Raw genomic sequence first — 19,920 nt, forward strand, 5'->3', positions numbered from 1 at the left:
CTGAAGGCGCTGCGGCGCCCGCCGCCGGCGCCCCGGCCTCGGCCGCCGCGACCGCTCCGGCCCCGGCGACCGCCGACAAGCCGACCGCGGCCCCGGCCCATCCGTAAGGCTTTCGGACGGCTGAAACGAAAGAGCCCCGCCGGTGAGAACCGGCGGGGCTTTTTCATGACCCTTCTCCCCTTGCGGGAGAAGGTGGCGGCGAAGCCGTCGGATGAGGGGTCTCTCAAACCTGAGCCCCTCCACCCGGCCTGACCACCGCATGCAGCTTTGATTTCTGAGAGACCCCTCACCCGACCCCCGCCTTCGCGGGGGCCACCCTCTCCCGCAGGGGGAGAGGGGACTCAGGTGGTCTCCACCGACAGCGCCCACAGCCGCTCGGCCGCGTCGGGGTCCAATGCGTGCGGCAGCACGCCCGCCCAGGGCTTGTCCTTGGTCCAGGCCGCGGCCTGCCTGCAGTCTTCCAGATAGAGCCCGCCCACGCCGTCGAGCTCAGGGCCGACCGCCGCCCAGACGCTGGTGGCCGCGCCCTGCTGCGGCGTCTTGAAGCCGTCGCGCGGCTTGCCGTCCTCGCCGATCCAGCCCAGGGCGACCTGCTCCTCGATCGGCAGGTGGCGCTGCAGCGGGGTCATGATGCCGCCGGGCATGACGGCGTTGGCCCGCACGCCGCGGTCCTTGAACCGGGCGTCGAAGCCGACCGCGAACAGGCTGTTGGCGGTCTTGGCCTGGCCGTAGGCCTCCCACTTGTCGTAGGGCCGGTGGCGGAAGTGCGGGTCCTCGAAATCCACGCCCGAACGCCGGTGGCCGATCGACGACAGCGACACCAGCCGCGAGGCGACGCCCGACCCCTGCGCCCCCTCGACCAGCCGCTCCGCCAGAAGCGTCGACAGCAGGAAGTGGCCGAAGTGGTTCGTGCCGATCTGCATCTCCAGCCCGTCTTCTGTGTAGGCGAGCGGGCAGGCCATGACGCCGGCGTTGTTGATCAGCAGGTGCAGCGGCGCGCCGCCCCAGGCGTCGGCGAAGGCGCGCACCGAGGCCAGGCTGGAGAGGTCGAGCATGGCGAAACGGGCCTTGCCGGGACCGGCCGTGCGCTCGATCTCGGCGACGGCTTCCGCGCCCAGGTCGGGCTTGCGGGCGGCGATCACCACCTGGGCGCCGGCTTCTGCAAGGGCGCGGGCGGTCTCGATCCCGATGCCGGTGGCCGCGCCGGTGACGATGGCCGTCCGGCCCGTGAGGTCATGACCGGCGACCACCTCGCCGGCGGTGCTGCGGGCCCCGAAGGGCGAGACGATGCGGTCGGCCATGGCGAGGATCCTTGTCGGTCATGAGGAACCTCCCCCTGTGGGGGAGGCGATCGCGCAGCGATCGGTGGGGGGAGTTTCCGCGAAGCCGGCCCAATCAGCGGAAGCTGAAAACGGCCCCCCTCCGTCGCCTTTGGCGACACCTCCCCCAGTGGGGGAGGATCTTTGCATTCTACCCCGCCTTGCTGAAGTCCGGCGCGCGGCGTTCGGCGAAGGCCATGAACGCCTCGCGGGCCTCGGCGGTCTGCAGGCGCTCGGCGAACAGGGCGCCTTCCTTGTCCATCAGGTCGGCGATGGCCTCGGCGTCGCGCATCAGGCGCTTGGTGACGGTCAGGGCGCCCAGCGGACGCTTGGCCAGCTGGTCTGCGGCGGCGCGGGCGCGGGCGCGCAGCTCGTCGGCCGGGACCACGGCGTTGGCCAGGCCCCAGGCGGCGGCGGTCGTTCCGTCCACCGCCTCGCCCAGGGCGAACATGGCGTAGGCGCGGGCGTGGCCGATGCGGGCCGGCAGCAGCCAGCTGGAGGCGGCCTCCGGGGCCAGGGCCAGGTTGACGAACGGCACGGTCAGGCGCGCGTCGGGGGCCACGAACACCAGGTCGCAGTGCAGCAGCATGGTCGTGCCCACGCCGACGGCCTGGCCGTGGACGGCGGCGACCAGCGGCCGGGTGGCGTTGGCCAGGGCCTTCAGGAACCGCCACACGTGGCGCTCCTCGGTGAAGGCGCCGGTGGCCTGGGCCACGAAGTCGCCCAGGTCGTTGCCGGCGCTGAAGCTGTCGCCGTCGCCCTGGAACACCACGACCCGGATCTCCGGATCGGTCTCGGCGCCCTCCAGGGCGTCGGCCAGGGCGCCGTACATGGCGTTGCTGAGGGCGTTCTTCTTGTCCGGGCGGGCCAGGGTGATGGTCAGGACGCCGGCCTCGCGGTCGATCTTCACGTGATCAGTCTTCACGGGCTCGGTCATGGCGTAACGTCTCCTTTGGGGAACTTGGTCTGCAGGCTCGAAAGCCAGCGGGCGACCACGGCGATCTCGTCGTCCGTGAAGCCTTCGGTGAGGTGGGCGTTGAGGTGGGCGAGGCCGGCTTTCGCCTCCTCGCGGGCGGCGCGGCCGTGGTCGGTCAGGTGCAGGCGCAAGGCCCGGCCGTCCTTCGGGTCGGGCCGGCGCTCGACCAGCCCCGCGCGGGTCATGCGGTCGACGAGGCCAGTCATGGCCGAGGGGGCCAGGTCCAGCGCCTCGGCCGCCTCGCCGATCAGCGCCCCGTCGGCCCCGCCCAGATAGAACAGCACCCCCGACTGGGCGGCGGTCAGACCGTTGCCCTCGGTCGCCAGCTTGCCCTCGATCCAGCGCTGCACGCGCCGATGGCCGGAAGCCAGCAGGAAGAACAGGCGCCGATCGGGGGCAGGAGGGGGGGGCGTCGACATGCGTCGACTATATGCTTCGTGTGCGAAATATCAAACGGGTGTTTTGGCGATCCGGTCCGCACAGGCCGTCAATCCTCATCTCCCGTCATTCCCGCCACAAGGGCGGGAATGACGGGAGGAAAAAGAGCGAACTAAACCGCCCGATACCACCCCACGCCCGCCTCATCCGCCTCCCGCACCGCCAGGCCCCGGCCGATCAGGCAGTTGAGGTGGGCCATGGCCTCGCCGGTGGCCATGCCCAGCACGTCGGGGCCGATCGGCCGGGCGAAGAGGGCGCCGAAGGCATCGATGGCGCGCTTGGGTTCGGCCAGCTTGCCCCTGAGGCGGGAAAGGCCGCGCTCGTGGCCGTTGATCAGCTGGTCGATGCGGGCGTGCAGGCCGCGGAACGGGGCGTTGTGGGCCGGCAGCACCAGCACGCTGTCGGGCACGGCCGCCTTCACCTTGGCCAGCGAGACCAGCCAGTCGGTCAGGGGGTCGGCGTCGGGCTCGGTGGGGAACACCGAGACGTTGGACGAGATCTTCGGCAGCACCTGGTCGCCCGAGATCAGCAGGCCCAGCGCCGGACACCACAGGCAGGCGTGGTCGGGCGAGTGGCCCTGGCCGGTCACCACCGTCCAGTCGTGCGCGCCGATGCGGAAGGTCTCGCCGTCTTCGATGCGGCGATAGCTGTCGGGCAGGGCGTGGATCGCCCGGCCGAAGCCGCCGAAGCGGGTCTTGTAGTTGTCGATGGCGTCGCCGTCCCAGCCGGCGGCGCGGAAGAACCGCACCCCGTCCTCGGGCGCCTCGCGGCCGGTGTCGGCCACCAGCATCCGGCACTGGAAGTATTCCAGCCGCGTCATCCACAGCCGGCAGTCGAAGCGGCGGGTCAGCCAGCCGGCCAGGCCCACATGGTCGGGGTGCAGGTGGGTGACGATCACCCGCGTGACGGGCCGCCCTTCCAGCGCCCCGGCGAAGGCGGTCTTCCAGGCGCCGCTGGTCTCCCTGGTGGCCATGCCGGTGTCGACGATCGCCCAGCCCTCGCCGTCGGCAAGGACCCAGACGTTGATGAAGCCCAGCGAGCCGCCCAGCGGCTGGCGCAGCCACAGCACCCCCGGCGCGACCTCGACCGCCTGGCCCGAGCCGGGCTCCGGCTCGACCTCGAACGGATAGTCCAGGCGCGGCCGGCGCGGCGATTCCGCGTCGCTCGCGGCCTCCTCGAAACCGTCGCTCATCGCCCGTCTCCTCCCTCTGTAGTCGGCGCGCGCCCGGGCTGGTCAGCCGCGCACACCTGACCCTGGCGCGCCAAGTCACCCATTTTTTATGGCCAAGCCGCGCCATGATTGCGCCCCTGTCGGACGACATCTTGACCCTAGATGCAAGCGGGCGCTTAAGTCCGCCGCGAGGAATTCACCCCCAGGAGACTACCAACATGAGGCCATTCGCGATCGGCCTGACGGCCGCCCTCGCGGTCGCCGTGCTCGTTCCGGCCGCCGCGCTTGCGGCGCCGAAGGATGCCAAGCCCGCCGCCGCAGCCGCCGTCGACGCCAAGTCGCGTGAAGCCGGAATGAAGGAAGCGCCGCCGCTGATCACTCAGACGGGCGTGGCCTGCCAGGTGTCGGACGCCCGCCTGATCGGTGCCGACAAGAAGTCCAACACCTCCTACTACGAAGTCGCCTGCCAGGAAGGCATGGGCTACGCGCTCGTCGCCAAGAAGGACACGCCGGCCCAGGCGTTCAACTGCCTCGAGACCGGCCAGGTCGGCGCCGACGGCAAGGAATCGGGCCTGAAGTGCCTGCTGCCCGCCAACGTCGATCCCAAGCAGGGCCTGAAGCCCTACCTCGCCAAGGCCAACGCGACCTGCGACCTGCAGAACGCCCGCGCCATCGGCACCGGCAACAACAACTCGTTCTTCGAAGTCGCCTGTAAGGGCGGCGCCGGCTATATCGTCCAGATCCCGGTTCCGATGAAGCTCGAAGGCGCGGTGGCCAACAGCTGCCTGCTGTACGAGGAAACCGGCAACATCTCGTGCAAGCTGACCGACCGCGCCACCCAGCTGCAGGTCGTCGACACCCTGGCCGCCGCCGCCAACAACGGCTGCGCGGTGAAGGACAAGCGCTACATCCTGACCACCAAGTCGGACAACTACTTCGAAGTCTCGTGCCAGGACGGCAAGGGCTACGTGCTGCAGCAGACCCTGGCCAGCGGGGCCCTGGCCCGCGCCATCGACTGCGCCAACGCCCCGGGCGGCGCCGAGTGCACCCTGACCGACAGCCGCGCGGCCAAGACCGAGCAGGCCGGCCTCTACACCAGCCTGGCCAAGAAGGCCGGCTTCGACTGCAAGGTCGAATCCTACGGCCTGTTCCCGTCGAACGACCCCAAGAAGGAAGTGGTCGAGCTGAAGTGTTCGAACCGTCCGGACGGCGGCATCGGCATGTTCTCGCCCACCGAGAACCGCGTCTATGACTGCCTGTTCTCGGAGCTGAACGGCTTCCGCTGCAGCTACACTAAGCCGGACGCGGTGTTCCCGCGCCTGTGGTCCGACCTGAAGGGCTACGGCAAGGGCAGCTGCGAAGTTTCCGGCGCCCGGGTCATCGGCCGCACCGAGACCGACGGCTTCATCGAAGTCGCCTGCGCCGACGGCCTGCCGGGCTGGGTGATGTCCTACCCGCTGAACGCGCCCGCGCCCAAGCCCAAGGAACTGCTGTCCTGCCTGCAGGCCAAGGGCGTCGGCGGCGGCTGCAAGCTGCCCACCAACGTCAAGAAGTAAGGGCTCTTTCCGAGCTCTGACGAAGAACCCCGCCGGTGCGAACCGGCGGGGTTTTTTATGTCCGGGGGAGACCCCCTCAGTCGCTCCGCGACAGCTCCCCCAGAGGGGGAGCATCTGACGGCGCGAACCCAGATCCTCCCCCTCTGGGGGAGGTGGCCCGGAGGGCCGGAGGGGGCGGCGCGGCGGAACCTCCCCCCGTGGGGGAGGCGGCCGAAGGCCGGTGGGGGGACGGTTTCAGCTTGCGAGGCGCTGGCCGACTTCGCAGACACTCCCCCCACCGATCGCTTCGCGATCACCTCCCCCAGAGGGGGAGGTTCCTTGCGTCGGGGAAGCCTAAAGCGCCGCCTCGATCAACCTTGGCCCCTTGGCCGCCATCGCCCGTTCGAACGCCGCGTCGAAGGCCTCGGCCGTTTCCACCCGCTCGGCGGGCACGCCCAGTCCCTGCGACACCGCCACCCAGTCGATGCGGGGATCGCCGATGTCGAGCAGCTTGCCGGCCGCCGGACCCACCGCGCCCGCGCCGGTACGGGAAAGCTCGATGCCGAGGATGCGGTAGACGTGGTTGGCGAAGACCACGACCACCACGTCGAGCCGCTCGCGGGCGATCGTCCACAGGCCCTGCACCGTGTACATGCCCGCCCCGTCGCCGGTCAGGGCCAGGACCTTGGCGTCCGGCCGGGCCACGGCCGCGCCGATGGCGAGCGGGATGCCCTGGCCGATCGCCCCGCCGGTCAGCGACAGCCAGTCGTGGGCGCGGGCGGCGCGGGTCTGGGTGAAGATCGGCAGGCCGGCGGTCACCGCGTCGTCGGAGATCACGGTATCGGCGGGCATGTGGCGGGCGATGCTGGCCCCGATCGCCCAGGCGTCCAGCTTGCCGGCCGGGGCGGCCGGTGGGGCGTAGGGTTCGGCCGGACCGGCGACGGGGGCTTCCAGGGCGTCGGCCAGGGCGTTGAGGGCGGCGGCGGCGGCGTCGCCCCGGCCGCACAGGGTCTCCAGCCCGCAGTGCTCGGGAACCAGCACGCTGGGCCGGTCGGGATAGGCGAAGAAGGCCACCGGTCGCTCGGTGGCGACCAGCACCATCAGGTCGGCGCCGTCGAGTTCCTTGAGGGCCTGCTCGCCGAAATAGGGCAGCTTGTCGGGACGGAAGCGGCCTTCGCCGCGCGCCTGGCGGGCGGTGAAGGTGTCGGTCAGCACCCGGATCCCCAGGGCCGCCAGCCGTCCGGCGGCGGCGATGCCGTCGGCGCGGCAGGCGCCCGAGCCCAGCAGCAGCACCGGCGCCTTGGCCGCCTTCACGGCGTGGGCGACGGCGGCGATCGTCTCTTCGTCGGGAGCGCCGGGGGCGGGGATCTCGGCGACCCCGCCGTGCACCGTCGCCTCGTTCCAGGCGGCGTCGGCGGGCAGGATCAGGCAGGCGTTGCCGGCCGGCGTCCCATAGGATGCCGTGATCGCCTCGGCGGCCAGCGGCCCGACGCTGTCGGCGCTCTCGGCCGACTTCACCCACAGCGAGTTGGGCGCGGCCAGGGCGGCGATGTCGCTGTTCAGCGGGGCGTCGAAGCCGCGGTGATAGGTGGCGTGGTCGCCGACGACGTTGACGATCGGGGTGAAGGCCCGGCGGGCGTTGTGCAGGTTGGCCGCGCCGTTGGCGTAGCCCGGCCCCAGGTGCAGCAGGGTGCAGGCCGGCTTGCCCGCGATCCGCCCATAGCCGTCGGCGGCCCCGGTGGCCACCCCCTCGAACAGGCACAGGATCGAGCGCATGCGCGGCTCGTGGTCCAGGGCCGAGACGAACTGCATCTCGCTGGTGCCGGGGTTGGCGAAGCACGCCGTCACGCCGTTGTCGGCCAGGGTGGTGATCAGGGCGTCGGCGCCGTTCATTTGGTTCTTCCTTGCCTAACAACAACGCGCGTCATCCCGGCCGTAGCGAAGCGGAGAGCCGGGACCAGGGGCAAGCGGCAGTGCGCCGGCCCCTGGGTCCCGGATCGGCTACGCCGTCCGGGATGACGATCTTTCTAGATCAATCAAACGCCATCACGTCTTCATCGGGTACGACCGCGAACAACCGCTCGATCTCCGCCGGCCGCCGCTCCCGCGCCAGGGCCTGGTTGATGTAGCCCTTGTCGGTCAGCTCGCCGCTGGCGGCGTCGGGGGCGCCGGGCAGGATCAGGGCGCGGGCCACGCGGCCGCCGCCCCTGGCGTCGGCGTTGAAGCGCTCCAGCCCGGCCCGCACCGCCGCCCGCACGGCGGCCGCGTCGCCGATGCGCTCGCAGGTGCGCGGCTCCAGGAACAGCATCAGCCCGACGCCCTCGCGGCCCTCGCCGCAGACCACGGCGTCGCTCGCCGCCCCGCCGATCGCCGAGATCGCCGCCACCCGCAGGGCGCCGGCGGCGACGAAGGTGCCGCTGGCCAGCTTGAAGTTCTCCACGAGGCGTCCGTCGAAGACGAGGCCCGCCGAAGGATCGTCCGGATCGGCCAGCCGCGCCGCGTCGCCCAGGCGGTAGAAGCCGTCCTCGTCGAAGGCCTCGCGCGTGGCGTCGGGTTGGTCCAGATAGCCGGGCGAGACCTGCGGGCCCTTGACCCGGATCTCAAGCTTTTCTCCCGCCGGAACCAGCTTCACCGCCGTGCCCGGCGTCGGCAGGCCGACCATCCCCGAGCGGGCGTTCAGCCAATGGATGTTGCAGGCGGTCGGCCCGGTCTCGGTGGCGCCGTAGCCGGCCGCGAAGGTGATGCGCTCGCCGGTCACGGCCAGGGCCACGGCCTGCACCCGGTCGAGGATCGACTGGGCCATGGCCGCGCCGCCGTACTGCAACACCCGCACCCGCGCGAAGAAGGTCTGCGCCAGCAAGGGATCGCGCTCAAGCTCGCCGACCAGCAGGCCCCAGCCGGCCGGCACCATGTTGTGATAGGTCGGCGAGACCTCGCGCAGGTTCCGCAGCGTCTCGGAAAAGCGCCCGGGCACGGGCTGGCCGGTGTCGATATGGAGCGTGCCGCCCCGGTGCAGCACCATGTGCAGTATGGCGTTGGCCCCCAGGCTGTGGCTCCAGGGCGCGGAATTGACCAGCACCGGCGGATCAGGGTCGGCGTAGCAGGCCTCGATCTGGGCGGCGTTCAGCGCGATGTTGGCGTGGGTGCAGATCACCGCCTTGGGCCGCCCGGTCGAGCCCGAGGTCAGCAGCAGCTTGGCGACGTCGTCGGCCTGGGCGACGTCGGCGGCCGGCGGGCTGGCCAGCAGCGCCTCCAGCGGCTGGTCGCCGGGACGGGGGGTGCGGCTGGCGATGACCGGCAGGCTGTCGATGGCGGGATGGTCCAGGGCCGTGGCGAAGGCCGCCGCGTCGTCGACATAGACCGCCGCCGGCCGGATCCGCTCCACCGCCTGGGCCAGGCGCGAGAGGTCGGCGCCCGCGAGCCCGTACTGCGGCGACACCGGCGCGGCCGGCGCGCCCAGGCTCATGGCCGCATAGGCGATCAGGGCGTGGTCTATGCCGTTGCGGGCCAGGATCAGCAGCGGCCTGCCGCGCGACAGGCCCAGCGCCGCCAGCCCGCCGGCCAGGGCCGCGATGCGCGGCGCGGCCTGGCCGTAGGTGATCGTCCGCCAGCCGTCGCCGTCCCGCTCGGCCAGCCACACCCGGTCGGGCGCCTCGACGGCCCAGCGGGCCAGCGGGGCGGTGGTGGTCCGCATGGCGTCGGAATAGGGCATGGGGTTGCGCAGGATCAGCGCTTCGCCGTGCTTTTCGACCTCCAGCGCGCGCTGCGCATAGCGGGCGTCACGGAACGGAGCGCTGACGAGGGTGACCATGCCCTGTTATGGAGCGCGTCGAACGGCCGTTCAATCCTCGTCGAGCGGCGTTCGCCAGGAACCTCCCCCTCTGGGGGAGGCGATCGCGAGAGCGATCGGTGGGGGGAGAACGGGCAGCGTTGCGGAAGCTGAAACCGTCCCCCCTCCGGCCCTCCGGGCCACCTCCCCCAGAGGGGGAGGATCGCCGGCCTTAAGCCGCCCGCACGCGGGTGATGATCTCCTCGTAGAGGCTGGCCTTTTCCGCCCCTTCGAAGGCCCCGTACTCGCACTTGGACATGATGTCGGCGGGCGGGAAGATCACCTTGTTGTTCTTGTAGTCCTCCGGCATCAGCGCCTTGGCCGCGGCGTTGGGCGTCGGATAGAGGATGGTCTTGCTGATCTCGGCGCCGGCCTGGGCGTCCAGCAGGTAGTTGATGAACTTGTGCGCGTTGTTCGGACGCGGCGCGCCCTTGGGGATGCACAAGGTGTCGGAGTTGATCAGCGAGCCTTCCTTGGGCACGACGAAGTCGATGTCGTCGTCGTCCTTCATCGCCTGGGCGATGTCGCCGTTATACTCGAGCACGACATCCACCTCGCCCGACAGCAGCAAGTCCTGGCCGTTGTCGTCGTGGAAGGCCTTCACGAACGGCTTCTGCTTGATCAGCATCTGCTCGATCTTCGGCAGCAGGTCGGCCGGGATGGCGTTGACCGAGTGGCGCAGATACTTGGCCGACAGGCGCACCAGGTCGGCGCTTTCCGACAGCAGGCCGATCTTGCCGGCGTACTGGTTGCTGTCGAACAGCCACTTCCAGCTGTCGGGAACGCCCTTCACCTTGCTCTTGCGATAGCCGATGCCCAGCACCAGCCAGGTGTAGGGCATCGAGAACTTGCGGCCCTTGTCGTAGTCCGGGTCCATGAAGGCCGGGTCGATGTTCTTGATGTTCGGGATCTTGGCGTGGTCCAGCGGCTCCAGCATGCCGGCCTCGGCCATGCGGGTGACGAACTCGTTGGACGGCACGATGACGTCGAAGCCCGGATTGCCGGCCTTCAGCTTGGCGAACAGTTCGTCGTTGGTGGCGAACAGGCTCATGTTGACGTCGACGCCCGTGGCCTTCTTGAAGTCGCCCAGGGTCGTCTCGCCGATATAGGTGTCCCAGTTGTAGAAGTTCAGCTTGGCCTCTTCGCCGCCGGCGCTCGCCGCCGGCTTCTCGCCGCAGGCGGTGAAGGTCAGGCCGATGGCCGCCGCGCCGGTGGCGGTCAGCAGCGAGCGGCGGTTCAGGCCGGCCTTCTGCAGGCCGCGTTGGGTGATCGTGCTCATGGTCTCGAAACTCCCCTTATCGTTCCCGGCCCACACCGGCGGTTCAACCCAAGCCCCACTCCGCCATCAGGCGTTGCGGAGGTACCAATCGAAATCCAGCTCCGTGACGACCTCGAAGAAGCGCGCCTGTTCCGTGCGCTTGACCGACACGAACATGTCCACGAAGCGGTCGCCCAGATAGTCGCGCAGCACCTCGGACTTATCGAACAGGTCGACGGCGGCGAACCAGTTGGACGGCAGGCGCGACTTCTCCTTGGCGGCGGCCGCATAGCCGTCGCCGACCACCGCCGGGCCCGGATCGACCTTGTTGGTCAGGCCATGGTGGGCGCTGGCCAGCAGCACGGCCATGACCAGGTACGGATTGCCGTCGGCCCCGGCCACGCGGTGCTCGACGTGGCGGGTCGGAGCCGGGCCGGCCGGCACCCGCAGACTGACGGTGCGATTGTTGACGCCCCAGGTCGCCGCGACCGGCGCGTAAGAATTGGCCTTGAAGCGGCGATAGCTGTTGGCGTTCGGCGCCAGGATCGCCATGCCCTCGCCCAGCAGCTGCTTCATGCCGCCGATGGCGTGCTTGAGCATCTGGGAGCCTTCCGTGTCCTCGTCGGCGCAGAGATTGTTGCCATCGGCGTCGTTGAAGCTGACATGCACGTGGAAGCCGTTGCCGGCCCGGTCGGCCCAGGGCTTGGCCATGAAGGTGGCCTCGCAGCCGTGGCGCAGGGCCACGCCCTTGGCCATCCGCTTGTAGAGCAGGGCGTCGTCGCAGGCCCGCAAGGCGTCGGGCTTGTGCTTGAGGGTCAGCTCCACCTGCCCCGGGGCGAACTCCGAGATCGCCCCCTCCAGCGGAACGCCGATGGTGTCGGCGGTGTCCCACAGCTCGCGCAGGAACGGGGCGTTGGCCTCCAGTTCCGGCAGGCCATAGACCTGGATGCCGGTCGGCCGCTGGCCGGTCAGCACCGACTTGGCGGGCAGCAGCTCACCGTTCGGGCCGCGCTCGATGTCGACGAGGTAGTATTCCAGCTCGCAGGCCGCGACCGGGGTCAGGCCGTCGGCGGCGTAGCGGTCGAGCACCCGTTGCAGCACGTGGCGCGGATCCAGATCGTTGGGCGTTCCGTCCAGCTCGTAGAGCGACAGCATCACCTGGGCGACGTCGGGACCAAGCCAGGGCGCCAGGGTCAGGGTTCCCGGCACGGGCCGCGCGCGGCGGTCGGCGTCGCCGTCTTCCCAGACTAGGCCCGTGTCCTCGCAATCGGCCCCGACGGTGTCGACCACCAGGATCGAGCCCGGCAGGAACCGGCCGTAGTCGTAGATCGCCGGCAGCTCGTGCACCCGCAGGCGCTTGCCGCGCGGCACCCCGGTCATCGAGGTGAAGAACACCTCGACATATTTCACCTGCGGATGGGCGGCGAGGAAGTCGCGGCACTCCTGCGGATCGGCGACGGCGCTCATGCTTGCAACTCCCCGAAGGCCTCGGCGAATCCGTCGATCGCCGCCGCCAACCTATCGATCGCCGCGTCATCGGTGACGGGCGAGACCAGCATCATGTTGTGGAAAGGCGCGATCAGCGCCCCTCGGTTGATCAGCCACAGATGCAGCGCTTCCACCGCATCCTGGTCCAGAACTTTCCGCATCGCGGCGGCGTCGCGCGGCGGCGGATCGGCGAAGACCAGCTCCACCCGCGCCCCGACATGGACGACCGACCACGGCAGGCCCCGCGCTTCGATCACGCCGCGCAGCCCGGCCACCAGCCGCTGCGCCCCGGCCAGCATCTTCGCATAGGCCGCGTCGGTCATGACATCGGAGAGCATGGCCCGCATGGCCGCCATGGCCAGGGCATTGCCCGACAGCGTCGTGCCGATCCCCGACTGGCCCGGTCCGATCCGCGCCTGGGCCTCGTCCATCCGCGCCGACAGCTCGCCCGTCACGCCCCAGACGGCGGCCGGCACGCCGCCGGCCACGGCCTTGCCCAGCACGAAGACATCGGGCTCCAGGCCGTGCGCCTTGGTGTAGCCGCCGGGGCCGGTCGAGATGGTGTGGGTCTCGTCGATGACCAGCAGGGTCCCGGCTTCGCGGGTCAGCCGGCGCAGGGCGTCGTGGAAGCCGAGATCAGGCAGGATCATCCCGCAATTGGTCATCACCGGCTCGGCCAGCACGGCGGCGACGTCGCCGGGGGCCAGGGCCGCTGCCAGGGCTTCGAGATCGTTGAACGGGACGACGCGGGTGGTGGCCGTCAGGTCCTGCACCTGGCCCAGCAGGCCGGGCTTCATGACCGCCGCGCCGTCCTTCAGCACCACGAAGGCGTCCTCGACCATGCCGTGGTAGCAGCCGTCGAACACCAGCACGACCGGCCGCCCCGTCACCGCCCGCGCCCAGCGGATCGCCGCGCGGTTGGCGTCGCTGGCCGTGGTCGCCGCCTGCCACAGCGGCAGGCCGAACCGCTCGGCCAGCAGCTTGCCGACGATCACCGCCGAGGCGGTCGGCAACATGAACCCCGCCCCGCGCCTGGCCTGGTCGGCGACGGCCGCCGCCACCGAGGCGTCGCCATGGCCGAACATCGACGGCGTGTCGCCCAGGCAGAAGTCGTCGTAGAGCTTGCCATCCACGTCGGTGACCTGCGCTCCGACGCCTTGAGCGGCGAAGATGGGGCTGGGGCAGGCCCAGTCGCCCATCCAGTGCATAGGCACGCCCCCGCGCCACACCTGCGCAGCCGCCTTGGCCATCGCCACGCTGCGCGGATGCTCGGCCAGGAACTTGGCGCGTTCGCTGGCGAGGAGGTCGGGGAGGGTCGAAGGGCGCGAGAGTTCGGCGATCATCGCGCCGCTCTCCCATCTCCCGTCATTCCCGCCCTTGTGGCGGGAAACCCTGGTTCAGCCCGCAGGTGAAGCGCCAGCGATGTGCGCGCGCACATCGCCCCATCTGCCCTTGCGGCGGACAGAGGGGTTCCCGCCACAAGGGCGGGAATGACGGGAAAAAGGAAATGGCGGCGCGACGAGGTCATCCCACCCCGCCGAAGCAAAGGTACTTGGTCTCGAAATACTCATCGAGGCCCTCGGACGAACCCTCGCGGCCCAGGCCCGACTCCTTGACCCCGCCGAACGGCGCCACCTCGGTCGAGATCAGGCCTTCGTTGACGCCCACCATGCCGGCCTCGATGGCCTCGGCCACGCGCCAGCAGCGGCCGACGTCGCGGCTGTAGAAATAGGCCGCCAGGCCGAAGGGCGTGGCATTGGCCAAAGTGACCGCCTCGTCCTCGGTGTGGAACTTCACGATCGGCGCGACCGGCCCGAAGATCTCCTCGTTGAACAGCCGCATGTCCGGCGTCGCGCCGGAGAGCACCGTGGGCTGGTAGAACAGCCCGCCCCGCTCGTGACGCTCGCCGCCCACCTCGACCCGCGCCCCGCCTTCGACGGCCTCGCGCACCAGGGCCTCGACCTTGATCAGGGCCTTCTCGTTGATCAGCGGACCGATCACGACCCCCTCGCCAGTCCCCGGCCCGACCTTCATCGCCACCACCTTCTCGGAGAGGCGCGCCACGAAGGCGTCGTGGATGCCCGCCTGGACGATCAGGCGGTTGGCGCAGACGCAGGTCTGGCCGGTGTTGCGGTACTTGCTGGCGATGGCCCCGTCGACGGCGGCCTCAAGATCGGCGTCGTCGAAGACGATGAAGGGCGCGTTGCCGCCCAGTTCCAGCGACAGCTTCTTCATCGTGCCGGCGCACTGGCCGTAGAGGATCTTGCCCACCGGGGTCGAGCCGGTGAACGACAGCTTGCGCACCCGGCCGTCCTCGCACAGGGCCTTGCCGATGGCGCTGGAGTCCGTGCCCGTGACGACGTTGAGCACGCCGGCCGGCACGCCCGCCTCGACGGCCAGCCGGGCGATGGCCAGGGCGCACAGCGGCGTCTCGGCGGCCGGCTTGACCACCACGGTGCATCCGGCCGCCAAGGCCGGGCCGACCTTGCGGGTGATCATGGCGATGGGGAAGTTCCACGGCGCGATGGCCGCGCACACCCCGATCGGCTGCTTGATCGAGGCCAGGCGCTTGCTGCGATCCGGCGTCGGAATGGTGTGGCCGTAGCCGCGCTTGGCCTCCTCGGCGAACCAGTCGATGAACGACGCGCCATAGGCCACCTCGCCCTTCGACTCCGCCAGCGGCTTGCCCTGCTCGGCGGTCATCAGCCGGGCCAGGTCGTCGGCGTGGGCGAGCATCAGGTCGCTCCACCGGCGCAGTATCGCGCCCCGCTCCTTGGCCGTCCTGGCCGCCCATCCGGGAAAGGCCCGATGCGCCGCCTCGATGGCAATCCGCGTCTCGGCCGCGCCCAGTTCGGCGACGTCGGCGATCGTCTCGCCGTCGGCAGGATTGGTGACGGCGAAGGTCGCGTCTCCCTCGATCCAGAGGCCGTCGATCAGGGCGGCGGTTTCGACAAGGTTCAGGGCGGTCATATGGGCTACCTCAGCGTCACGGACACCGACTTCAGGTCGGCGTACTTGTGCAACGCATGAAGGCTGCGGTCACGGCCGAAGCCCGACTGCTTGAAGCCCCCGAACGGCATGGTGATGTCGCAGGCGTCCCAGCCGTTGACCCAGACGAGGCCCGCTTTGAGCTTCCGCGCCCCCTTGAGCCCGCGATTGATGTCGCTGGTCCACAGACCGGCGGCCAGGCCATAGACCGTGTCGTTGGCCAGGGCGAAGGCCTCCTCCTCGCCCGTGAAGCTCAGCACGCCCAGGACGGGTCCGAACACCTCTTCCTTGGCCAGGCGGTGCTCCGGCTTCACGTCGTCGAAGATGGTCGGCTCCACATAGAAGCCGCCGGTCTCGGCCCTCACCTGGGCGCCGCCGAGCACGGGATCGCCGCCCTCCTCGCGGGCCTTGTCGATATAGGAAAGTGCGGTCTTCATCTGCCGCTCGCTGACCATGGCCCCGAAGCCGGTCTCGGGATCCAGCGGGTCGCCGACCTGGATGGTGCGCGCCACCGCGACCACCTTCTCAAGGAATTCGTCCTTGATCGAGGCCTCGACCAGCAGGCGCGAGGCCGCCGTGCAGACCTCGCCCTGGTTATAGAACACGCCCCAGGCGGCGGCCTGGGCGGCCGCATCCAGGTCGGGGCAGTCGGCGAAGACGATCTGGGGCGACTTGCCGCCCAGCTCCAGCGACACGCGCTTGAGATTGCTCTGGGCCGCATATTCCATCAGCCGGCGGCCGGTCGGGCCCGAGCCGGTGAAGGCGATCATGTCAACGTCCATCGACCGCGCCAGCGCCTGGCCGGCGATCGCCCCGAAGCCGGGGATCACGTTGAGCACGCCCGCCGGCAACCCGGCCTCGAGGGCCAGTTCGCCCAGCTTCAGCGCCGTCAACGGCGACTGCTCGGCCGGCTTGAGGACCACCGAGTTACCCATGGCCAGCGCGGGCGCGACCTTCCACATCGCCATGTGCAGCGGGAAGTTCCACGGCACGATGGCCCCGATCACCCCCAGCGGCTCGTGGGTGGCGAAGGAGAGACGGTCCGCCGGCGAGGCGCCAACCTCGCCATAGACCTTGTCGAGGGCCTCGGCGTACCAGCGGGTGGTGTTGATCGCGAGCGGGATGTCGACGGCTCGGGCGTCGCGGATCGGCTTGCCGACGTCCAGGCTCTCCAGCAGGGCCAGTTCCTCGGCGTCGCGCTCCATCAGCTCGGCCAGGCGGAACAGCACCTTCTTCTTCTGGCGCGGAGGCAGGTCGCGCCAGCGGCCGTCCTCGAAGGCGGCGCGGGCGGCGGCCACGGCGCGCTCGACATCGGCCACGTCGCAGGCGGCCACCCGGTTCAGCACCCTGCCGTCGCGCGGCCCGACATTGGGGAACGTCCCGCCCGAGGCCGCCTCGACCAGGGCGCCGTCGATCACCGCCCGCCCGGGAAGGGCCAGGCGACGCAGCTGTTCGGAGATGGACGCGGGCACGGTCACGCGGAGGGCCTCATCAAATTGTGATCACAGTTTGCGCCGTCGCGGGCGCTGTCAAGCCGGACTCGCCGCCCACCGCCGCCCGCATCTTGTCCATGCCTTCGGACAGGTCAGCGGCGATGGCCCGGCGGGCGCCGTCGGCGTCGCGGGCCTTCAGGGCGTCCATCGCCTCGGCGTGGCGGTCGGCCGGCAGGCTGCCGGTGCCGACCCGGCCGAACACCACCCGCATGAACGGCCCGATCTGCAGCCACAGCCCGCCGACCATGGCCAGCAGCACCTCGGCCCCGGCCCGCTCGTAGATGGCGAAGTGGAAGGCGTGGTTGGCCACCATGTAGCCGTCGACATCGCCGACCCGCAGCGCCTCCTCCAGCTCCTGGTCGATGAGCTTCAGCTTGCGCACCAAGGCTTCATCGGCCCTGGGCGCGGCGCGGGCGGCCAGTTCCGGCTCGATCCACTGCCGCGCCAGCTCCAGCTGCTCCAGCCGCTCGGCGGTCAGGGATGGCACGCTGAGCCGCTTGTTGGCGGGGTTGATCGCCAGGGCCCGCTCGGCGACGAGGCGGCGGACGGCGTCGCGCACCGGCATGGGGCTGACGCCCAGTTCGGCGGCGAGACTGCGCAAGGAAACCCCGACGCCAGGAGCGATCTTGCCGGTGATCAGGGCCTGGCGGATGGAGTCATAGACCTGGTCATGCACCGCCGTGGAATCGGCCAGGGGACGGCGCGTTTTCGGCTCGGCCATGTCCCCTCCTCTCCGCGATGCAATCCAGGGCTTGCCAGCTAGCCGATAATTGCGATCACAATGCAAGTTCTCGCGAAGGACCTCCCGCATGCCCGACTTCGGCGCCAACGACCTCGACGCCTACTGGATGCCGTTCACGCCCAACCGGCGATTCAAGGCCAATCCACGCCTGCTCGCCGGCGCCAAGGGCATGCACTACCAGACGCCCGACGGTCGCGAGATCCTCGACGCCACCTCGGGTCTGTGGTGCGTCAACGCCGGCCACGGCCGCGAGCAGATCACCGAGGCGATCCGCAAGCAGGCCGGCGAGCTGGACTATGCGCCCAGCTTCAACCTCGGCCATCCGCTGGCCTTTGCCTTCGCCTCGCGCCTGGCCCAGGTGACGCCGAAGGGCCTGGACCGGATCTTCTTCACCAACAGCGGCTCGGAGTCGGTCGACACCGCCCTGAAGATCGCGCTGGCCTACCACCGCGCCCGCGGCAAGGGGACCAAGACCCGGCTGATCGGCCGCGAGCGGGCCTATCACGGCGTCGGCTTCGGCGGCATCTCGGTGGGCGGCATCCCCAAGAACCGGCTCTATTTCGGGTCCTTGCTGACCGGCGTCGACCACCTGCCCCACACCCACGGCCTGCCCGAGAACGTCTTCGCCCAGGGCCTGCCTCAGCACGGCGCGCACCTGGCCGACGACCTCGAACGCATCGTCGCCCTGCACGACGCCTCCAACATCGCCGCCGTCATCGTCGAGCCGGTCTCGGGCTCGACCGGGGTGCTGGTGCCGCCCGAGGGCTACCTGCAGAAGCTGCGGGCGATCTGCGACAAGCACGACATCCTGCTGATCTTCGACGAGGTGATCACCGGCTTCGGCCGGGTCGGCGCGCCCTTCGCCGCCGACCGCTTCGGGGTGACGCCCGACCTGCTGTGCATGGCCAAGGGCCTGACCAACGCCGCCGTGCCGGCCGGCGCCGTGGCCGCCAGCACGGCGATCTACGAGACCATGCTCGACGGCGCCGACAGCCCCATCGAGCTCTTCCACGGCTACACCTATTCGGGCCACCCGCTGGCCTGCGCGGCCGGCCTGGCGACGCTGGAAATCTACCAGAGCGAGGGCCTGTTCGAGCGCGCGCTGGCCATCGAGCCCTACTGGCGCGCCGCCGTCCATTCGCTGGCCGACGCCCGCCACGTCATCGACATCCGCGACTTCGGCCTGATCGCCGGCATCGAGCTTGCGCCCCGCTCCGGCGCGCCGACAGCTCGGGCCATGGAAGCCTTCGAGGCCGCCTTCGACCAGGGCCTGCTGATCCGGGTGACCGGCGACATCATCGCCCTCTCGCCGCCGCTGATCATCGAAGAGGCCCAGATCGATCGGGTGGTCGAGACGATCCGAAAGGTGTTGGCGGCGGTGGAGTGAAAGGCGTCCGCGCCGTCGTCCGCCTGCGGCGGCCCCCTCAGTCGCTACGCGACAGCTCCCCCAGAGGGGGAGCATCTGCTCGGACTAGATCCTCCCCCTCTGGGGGAGGTGGCCCAGAGGGCCGGAGGGGGTCCGCGAAGCGGTGCTAGGCCTTCAGCCGCAGCACGTTGTCCACGACCCGTTCGGCCACCGGCAGCGGCGTGTCCACCGCCTGGCGCTGCACCAGGCAGCCGTACCAGCCCAGGCCCTTGTAGGTCTCGTAGCCCGGGGTCAGGGCGTAGCCGATCGTGCGGTCGCCCTCGGCGTAGCTGCCCATCGGGCCGTGCGAGGTGTCGAGCTTGAAGCTTTCGGTCAGCACGCCCTGCCCGTCCGAGGCGGCCAGCACCCGGTGGTTCTGATCGAGCAGCATGACCCGCGAGCGCGAGCGCTCCTCGTCGGTCATGCGCACGCCGTCGACGATGGCCTGGGCCTGCGGCCGCCAGTCGAAGTGCACGCCCAGCACGCCGATCACCTTGCCCCGCGCCTGGCCGCCCTCGCGGATGGCCGTGGCGTAGGTGGCGACCGGAGCATCCTCGAGCAGTCGCTGGCGGGCGATGTCGGCGACGGCGAAGTCGTCGCCGCTCTTGGTGCGCATGGCCTCCTGGAACCAGGCGGCGTTGGCGACCGAGGCGCCCTGCACGCCCCGGTACTTGTCGGGGCGGCCGCTGGCGATCACCCGCCCGGCCGCGTCGCAGATCCACAGGTCCAGATAGACGGTATAGGCGTCGAGAATGACGCGCAGGCGCTGGCTGGCGTAGTCGGCGGCCTCGCGCGACGGGGCCACGGCGCAGTCGACAACAGCGCTGTCGGTGGCCCACCAGCGCACGTCGCAGGTGCGCTCATAGAGGTTGCGGTCGATGATCTCGATGGCGTTCAGGGCCAGGTCCGCCAGGCGCTGGCCGCGCAGGTGCGACAGGATCGCCCCGCCGATCGCCGTCAGTTCGTCGAGGTCGGCGCGCACCTGGCTTTCCAGGGCCCCGGCCACCTCGTCGATCTGGGTCGAGATCTTCTTGAACTCCTCGGCGACGATGGCGAAGCCCTTGCCGGCCTCGCCCGCGCGGGCGGCGACGATCAGGGCGTTGATGGCCAGCATCTTGGCGGCGCGGTTGACGGTCGAGATCTCGCCGATCTTCTGGCCGGCGACGATGCTCAGCCGCTCGGACAGGTCGAGGATGCGCTCCGGGCGGAGGGTGGACTCTTCGGCGGACATGGATGCTCCCCCCCGGGAACGCGAATCGAAAGCTCCGGTAAGGTTGA

General features: G+C 70.5%; 15 protein-coding genes and 1 pseudogene. 3 read left to right on the forward strand and 13 right to left on the reverse strand.

Annotated features, from left to right (window positions below; translation table 11 throughout):
• Positions 1-341 precede the first annotated feature (341 nt).
• The 4 genes from AC07N1_RS10105 to AC07N1_RS10120 form a co-directional block, all read right to left on the reverse strand.
• Positions 342-1,301, reverse strand: a complete 960-nt coding sequence (locus tag AC07N1_RS10105) for an SDR family NAD(P)-dependent oxidoreductase (RefSeq protein ID WP_494671680.1) — start codon at positions 1,299-1,301, stop codon at positions 342-344.
• Positions 1,302-1,470: 169 nt separating this feature from the next.
• The gene (locus AC07N1_RS10110) at positions 1,471-2,256 is read right to left on the reverse strand and encodes an enoyl-CoA hydratase (protein WP_494671681.1); all 786 of its coding nucleotides are present in this window, start codon (positions 2,254-2,256) and stop codon (positions 1,471-1,473) included.
• Positions 2,253-2,714, reverse strand: a complete 462-nt coding sequence (locus AC07N1_RS10115; protein ID WP_494671682.1) for a MarR family winged helix-turn-helix transcriptional regulator — start codon at positions 2,712-2,714, stop codon at positions 2,253-2,255. Before AC07N1_RS10115 ends, AC07N1_RS10110 begins: the two co-directional genes overlap by 4 nt.
• Before the next feature lie 131 nt (positions 2,715-2,845).
• Entirely contained in the window at positions 2,846-3,925 is a 1,080-nt protein-coding gene (locus tag AC07N1_RS10120) for an MBL fold metallo-hydrolase (RefSeq protein WP_494671683.1), read from the reverse strand.
• A gap of 197 nt (positions 3,926-4,122) precedes the next feature.
• On the opposite strand from AC07N1_RS10120, the gene AC07N1_RS10125 reads away from it, so the two are divergent.
• Positions 4,123-5,460, forward strand: a complete 1,338-nt coding sequence (locus tag AC07N1_RS10125) for a hypothetical protein (protein ID WP_494671684.1) — start codon at positions 4,123-4,125, stop codon at positions 5,458-5,460.
• A gap of 333 nt (positions 5,461-5,793) precedes the next feature.
• On the opposite strand, the gene AC07N1_RS10130 is transcribed toward AC07N1_RS10125, so the two are convergent.
• A complete protein-coding gene (locus tag AC07N1_RS10130; protein ID WP_494671685.1) occupies positions 5,794-7,332 on the reverse strand; it encodes an acetolactate synthase large subunit in 1,539 nt (512 codons plus the stop codon).
• Positions 7,333-7,343: 11 nt separating this feature from the next.
• On the opposite strand from AC07N1_RS10130, the pseudogene AC07N1_RS10135 reads away from it, so the two are divergent.
• A pseudogene (locus tag AC07N1_RS10135) lies at positions 7,344-7,442 on the forward strand (hypothetical protein); the annotation flags it as partial.
• Between the two features lie 29 nt (positions 7,443-7,471).
• Here AC07N1_RS10135 and AC07N1_RS10140 read toward each other — a convergent pair.
• The 7 genes from AC07N1_RS10140 to AC07N1_RS10170 form a co-directional block, all read right to left on the reverse strand.
• Entirely contained in the window at positions 7,472-9,250 is a 1,779-nt protein-coding gene (locus AC07N1_RS10140) for an AMP-binding protein (RefSeq protein WP_494671686.1), read from the reverse strand.
• A 190-nt stretch (positions 9,251-9,440) separates the two neighbouring features.
• Positions 9,441-10,547: an ABC transporter substrate-binding protein gene (locus AC07N1_RS10145; protein ID WP_494671687.1), complete on the reverse strand. Its 1,107-nt coding sequence runs from the start codon at positions 10,545-10,547 to the stop codon at positions 9,441-9,443.
• Between the two features lie 66 nt (positions 10,548-10,613).
• Positions 10,614-11,993: a glutamine synthetase family protein gene (locus tag AC07N1_RS10150; RefSeq protein ID WP_494671688.1), complete on the reverse strand. Its 1,380-nt coding sequence runs from the start codon at positions 11,991-11,993 to the stop codon at positions 10,614-10,616.
• Entirely contained in the window at positions 11,990-13,357 is a 1,368-nt protein-coding gene (locus tag AC07N1_RS10155) for an aspartate aminotransferase family protein (RefSeq protein WP_494671689.1), read from the reverse strand. The genes AC07N1_RS10150 and AC07N1_RS10155 overlap by 4 nt, the downstream gene beginning before the upstream one ends.
• Positions 13,358-13,538: 181 nt before the next feature.
• Positions 13,539-14,984 (reverse strand): NAD-dependent succinate-semialdehyde dehydrogenase, encoded by a 1,446-nt coding sequence (locus AC07N1_RS10160; protein ID WP_494671690.1) that lies wholly within the window; start codon positions 14,982-14,984, stop codon positions 13,539-13,541.
• Positions 14,985-14,989: 5 nt separating this feature from the next.
• Positions 14,990-16,480, reverse strand: a complete 1,491-nt coding sequence (locus AC07N1_RS10165; RefSeq protein WP_494671691.1) for an aldehyde dehydrogenase — start codon at positions 16,478-16,480, stop codon at positions 14,990-14,992.
• Positions 16,481-16,493: 13 nt separating this feature from the next.
• Positions 16,494-17,216, reverse strand: a complete 723-nt coding sequence (locus tag AC07N1_RS10170; protein WP_494671692.1) for a GntR family transcriptional regulator — start codon at positions 17,214-17,216, stop codon at positions 16,494-16,496.
• Positions 17,217-17,304: 88 nt separating this feature from the next.
• Between AC07N1_RS10170 and aptA the strand changes: the two genes are divergently transcribed.
• Positions 17,305-18,624 (forward strand): omega-aminotransferase AptA, encoded by a 1,320-nt coding sequence (gene aptA, locus AC07N1_RS10175; RefSeq protein ID WP_494671693.1) that lies wholly within the window; start codon positions 17,305-17,307, stop codon positions 18,622-18,624.
• 145 nt (positions 18,625-18,769) lie between these two features.
• On the opposite strand, the gene AC07N1_RS10180 is transcribed toward aptA, so the two are convergent.
• Entirely contained in the window at positions 18,770-19,873 is a 1,104-nt protein-coding gene (locus tag AC07N1_RS10180; RefSeq protein ID WP_494671694.1) for a methyl-accepting chemotaxis protein, read from the reverse strand.
• Between the last annotated feature and the right edge of the window lie 47 nt (positions 19,874-19,920).

Source organism: Caulobacter sp. GW821-FHT09B11, assembly GCF_059418205.1.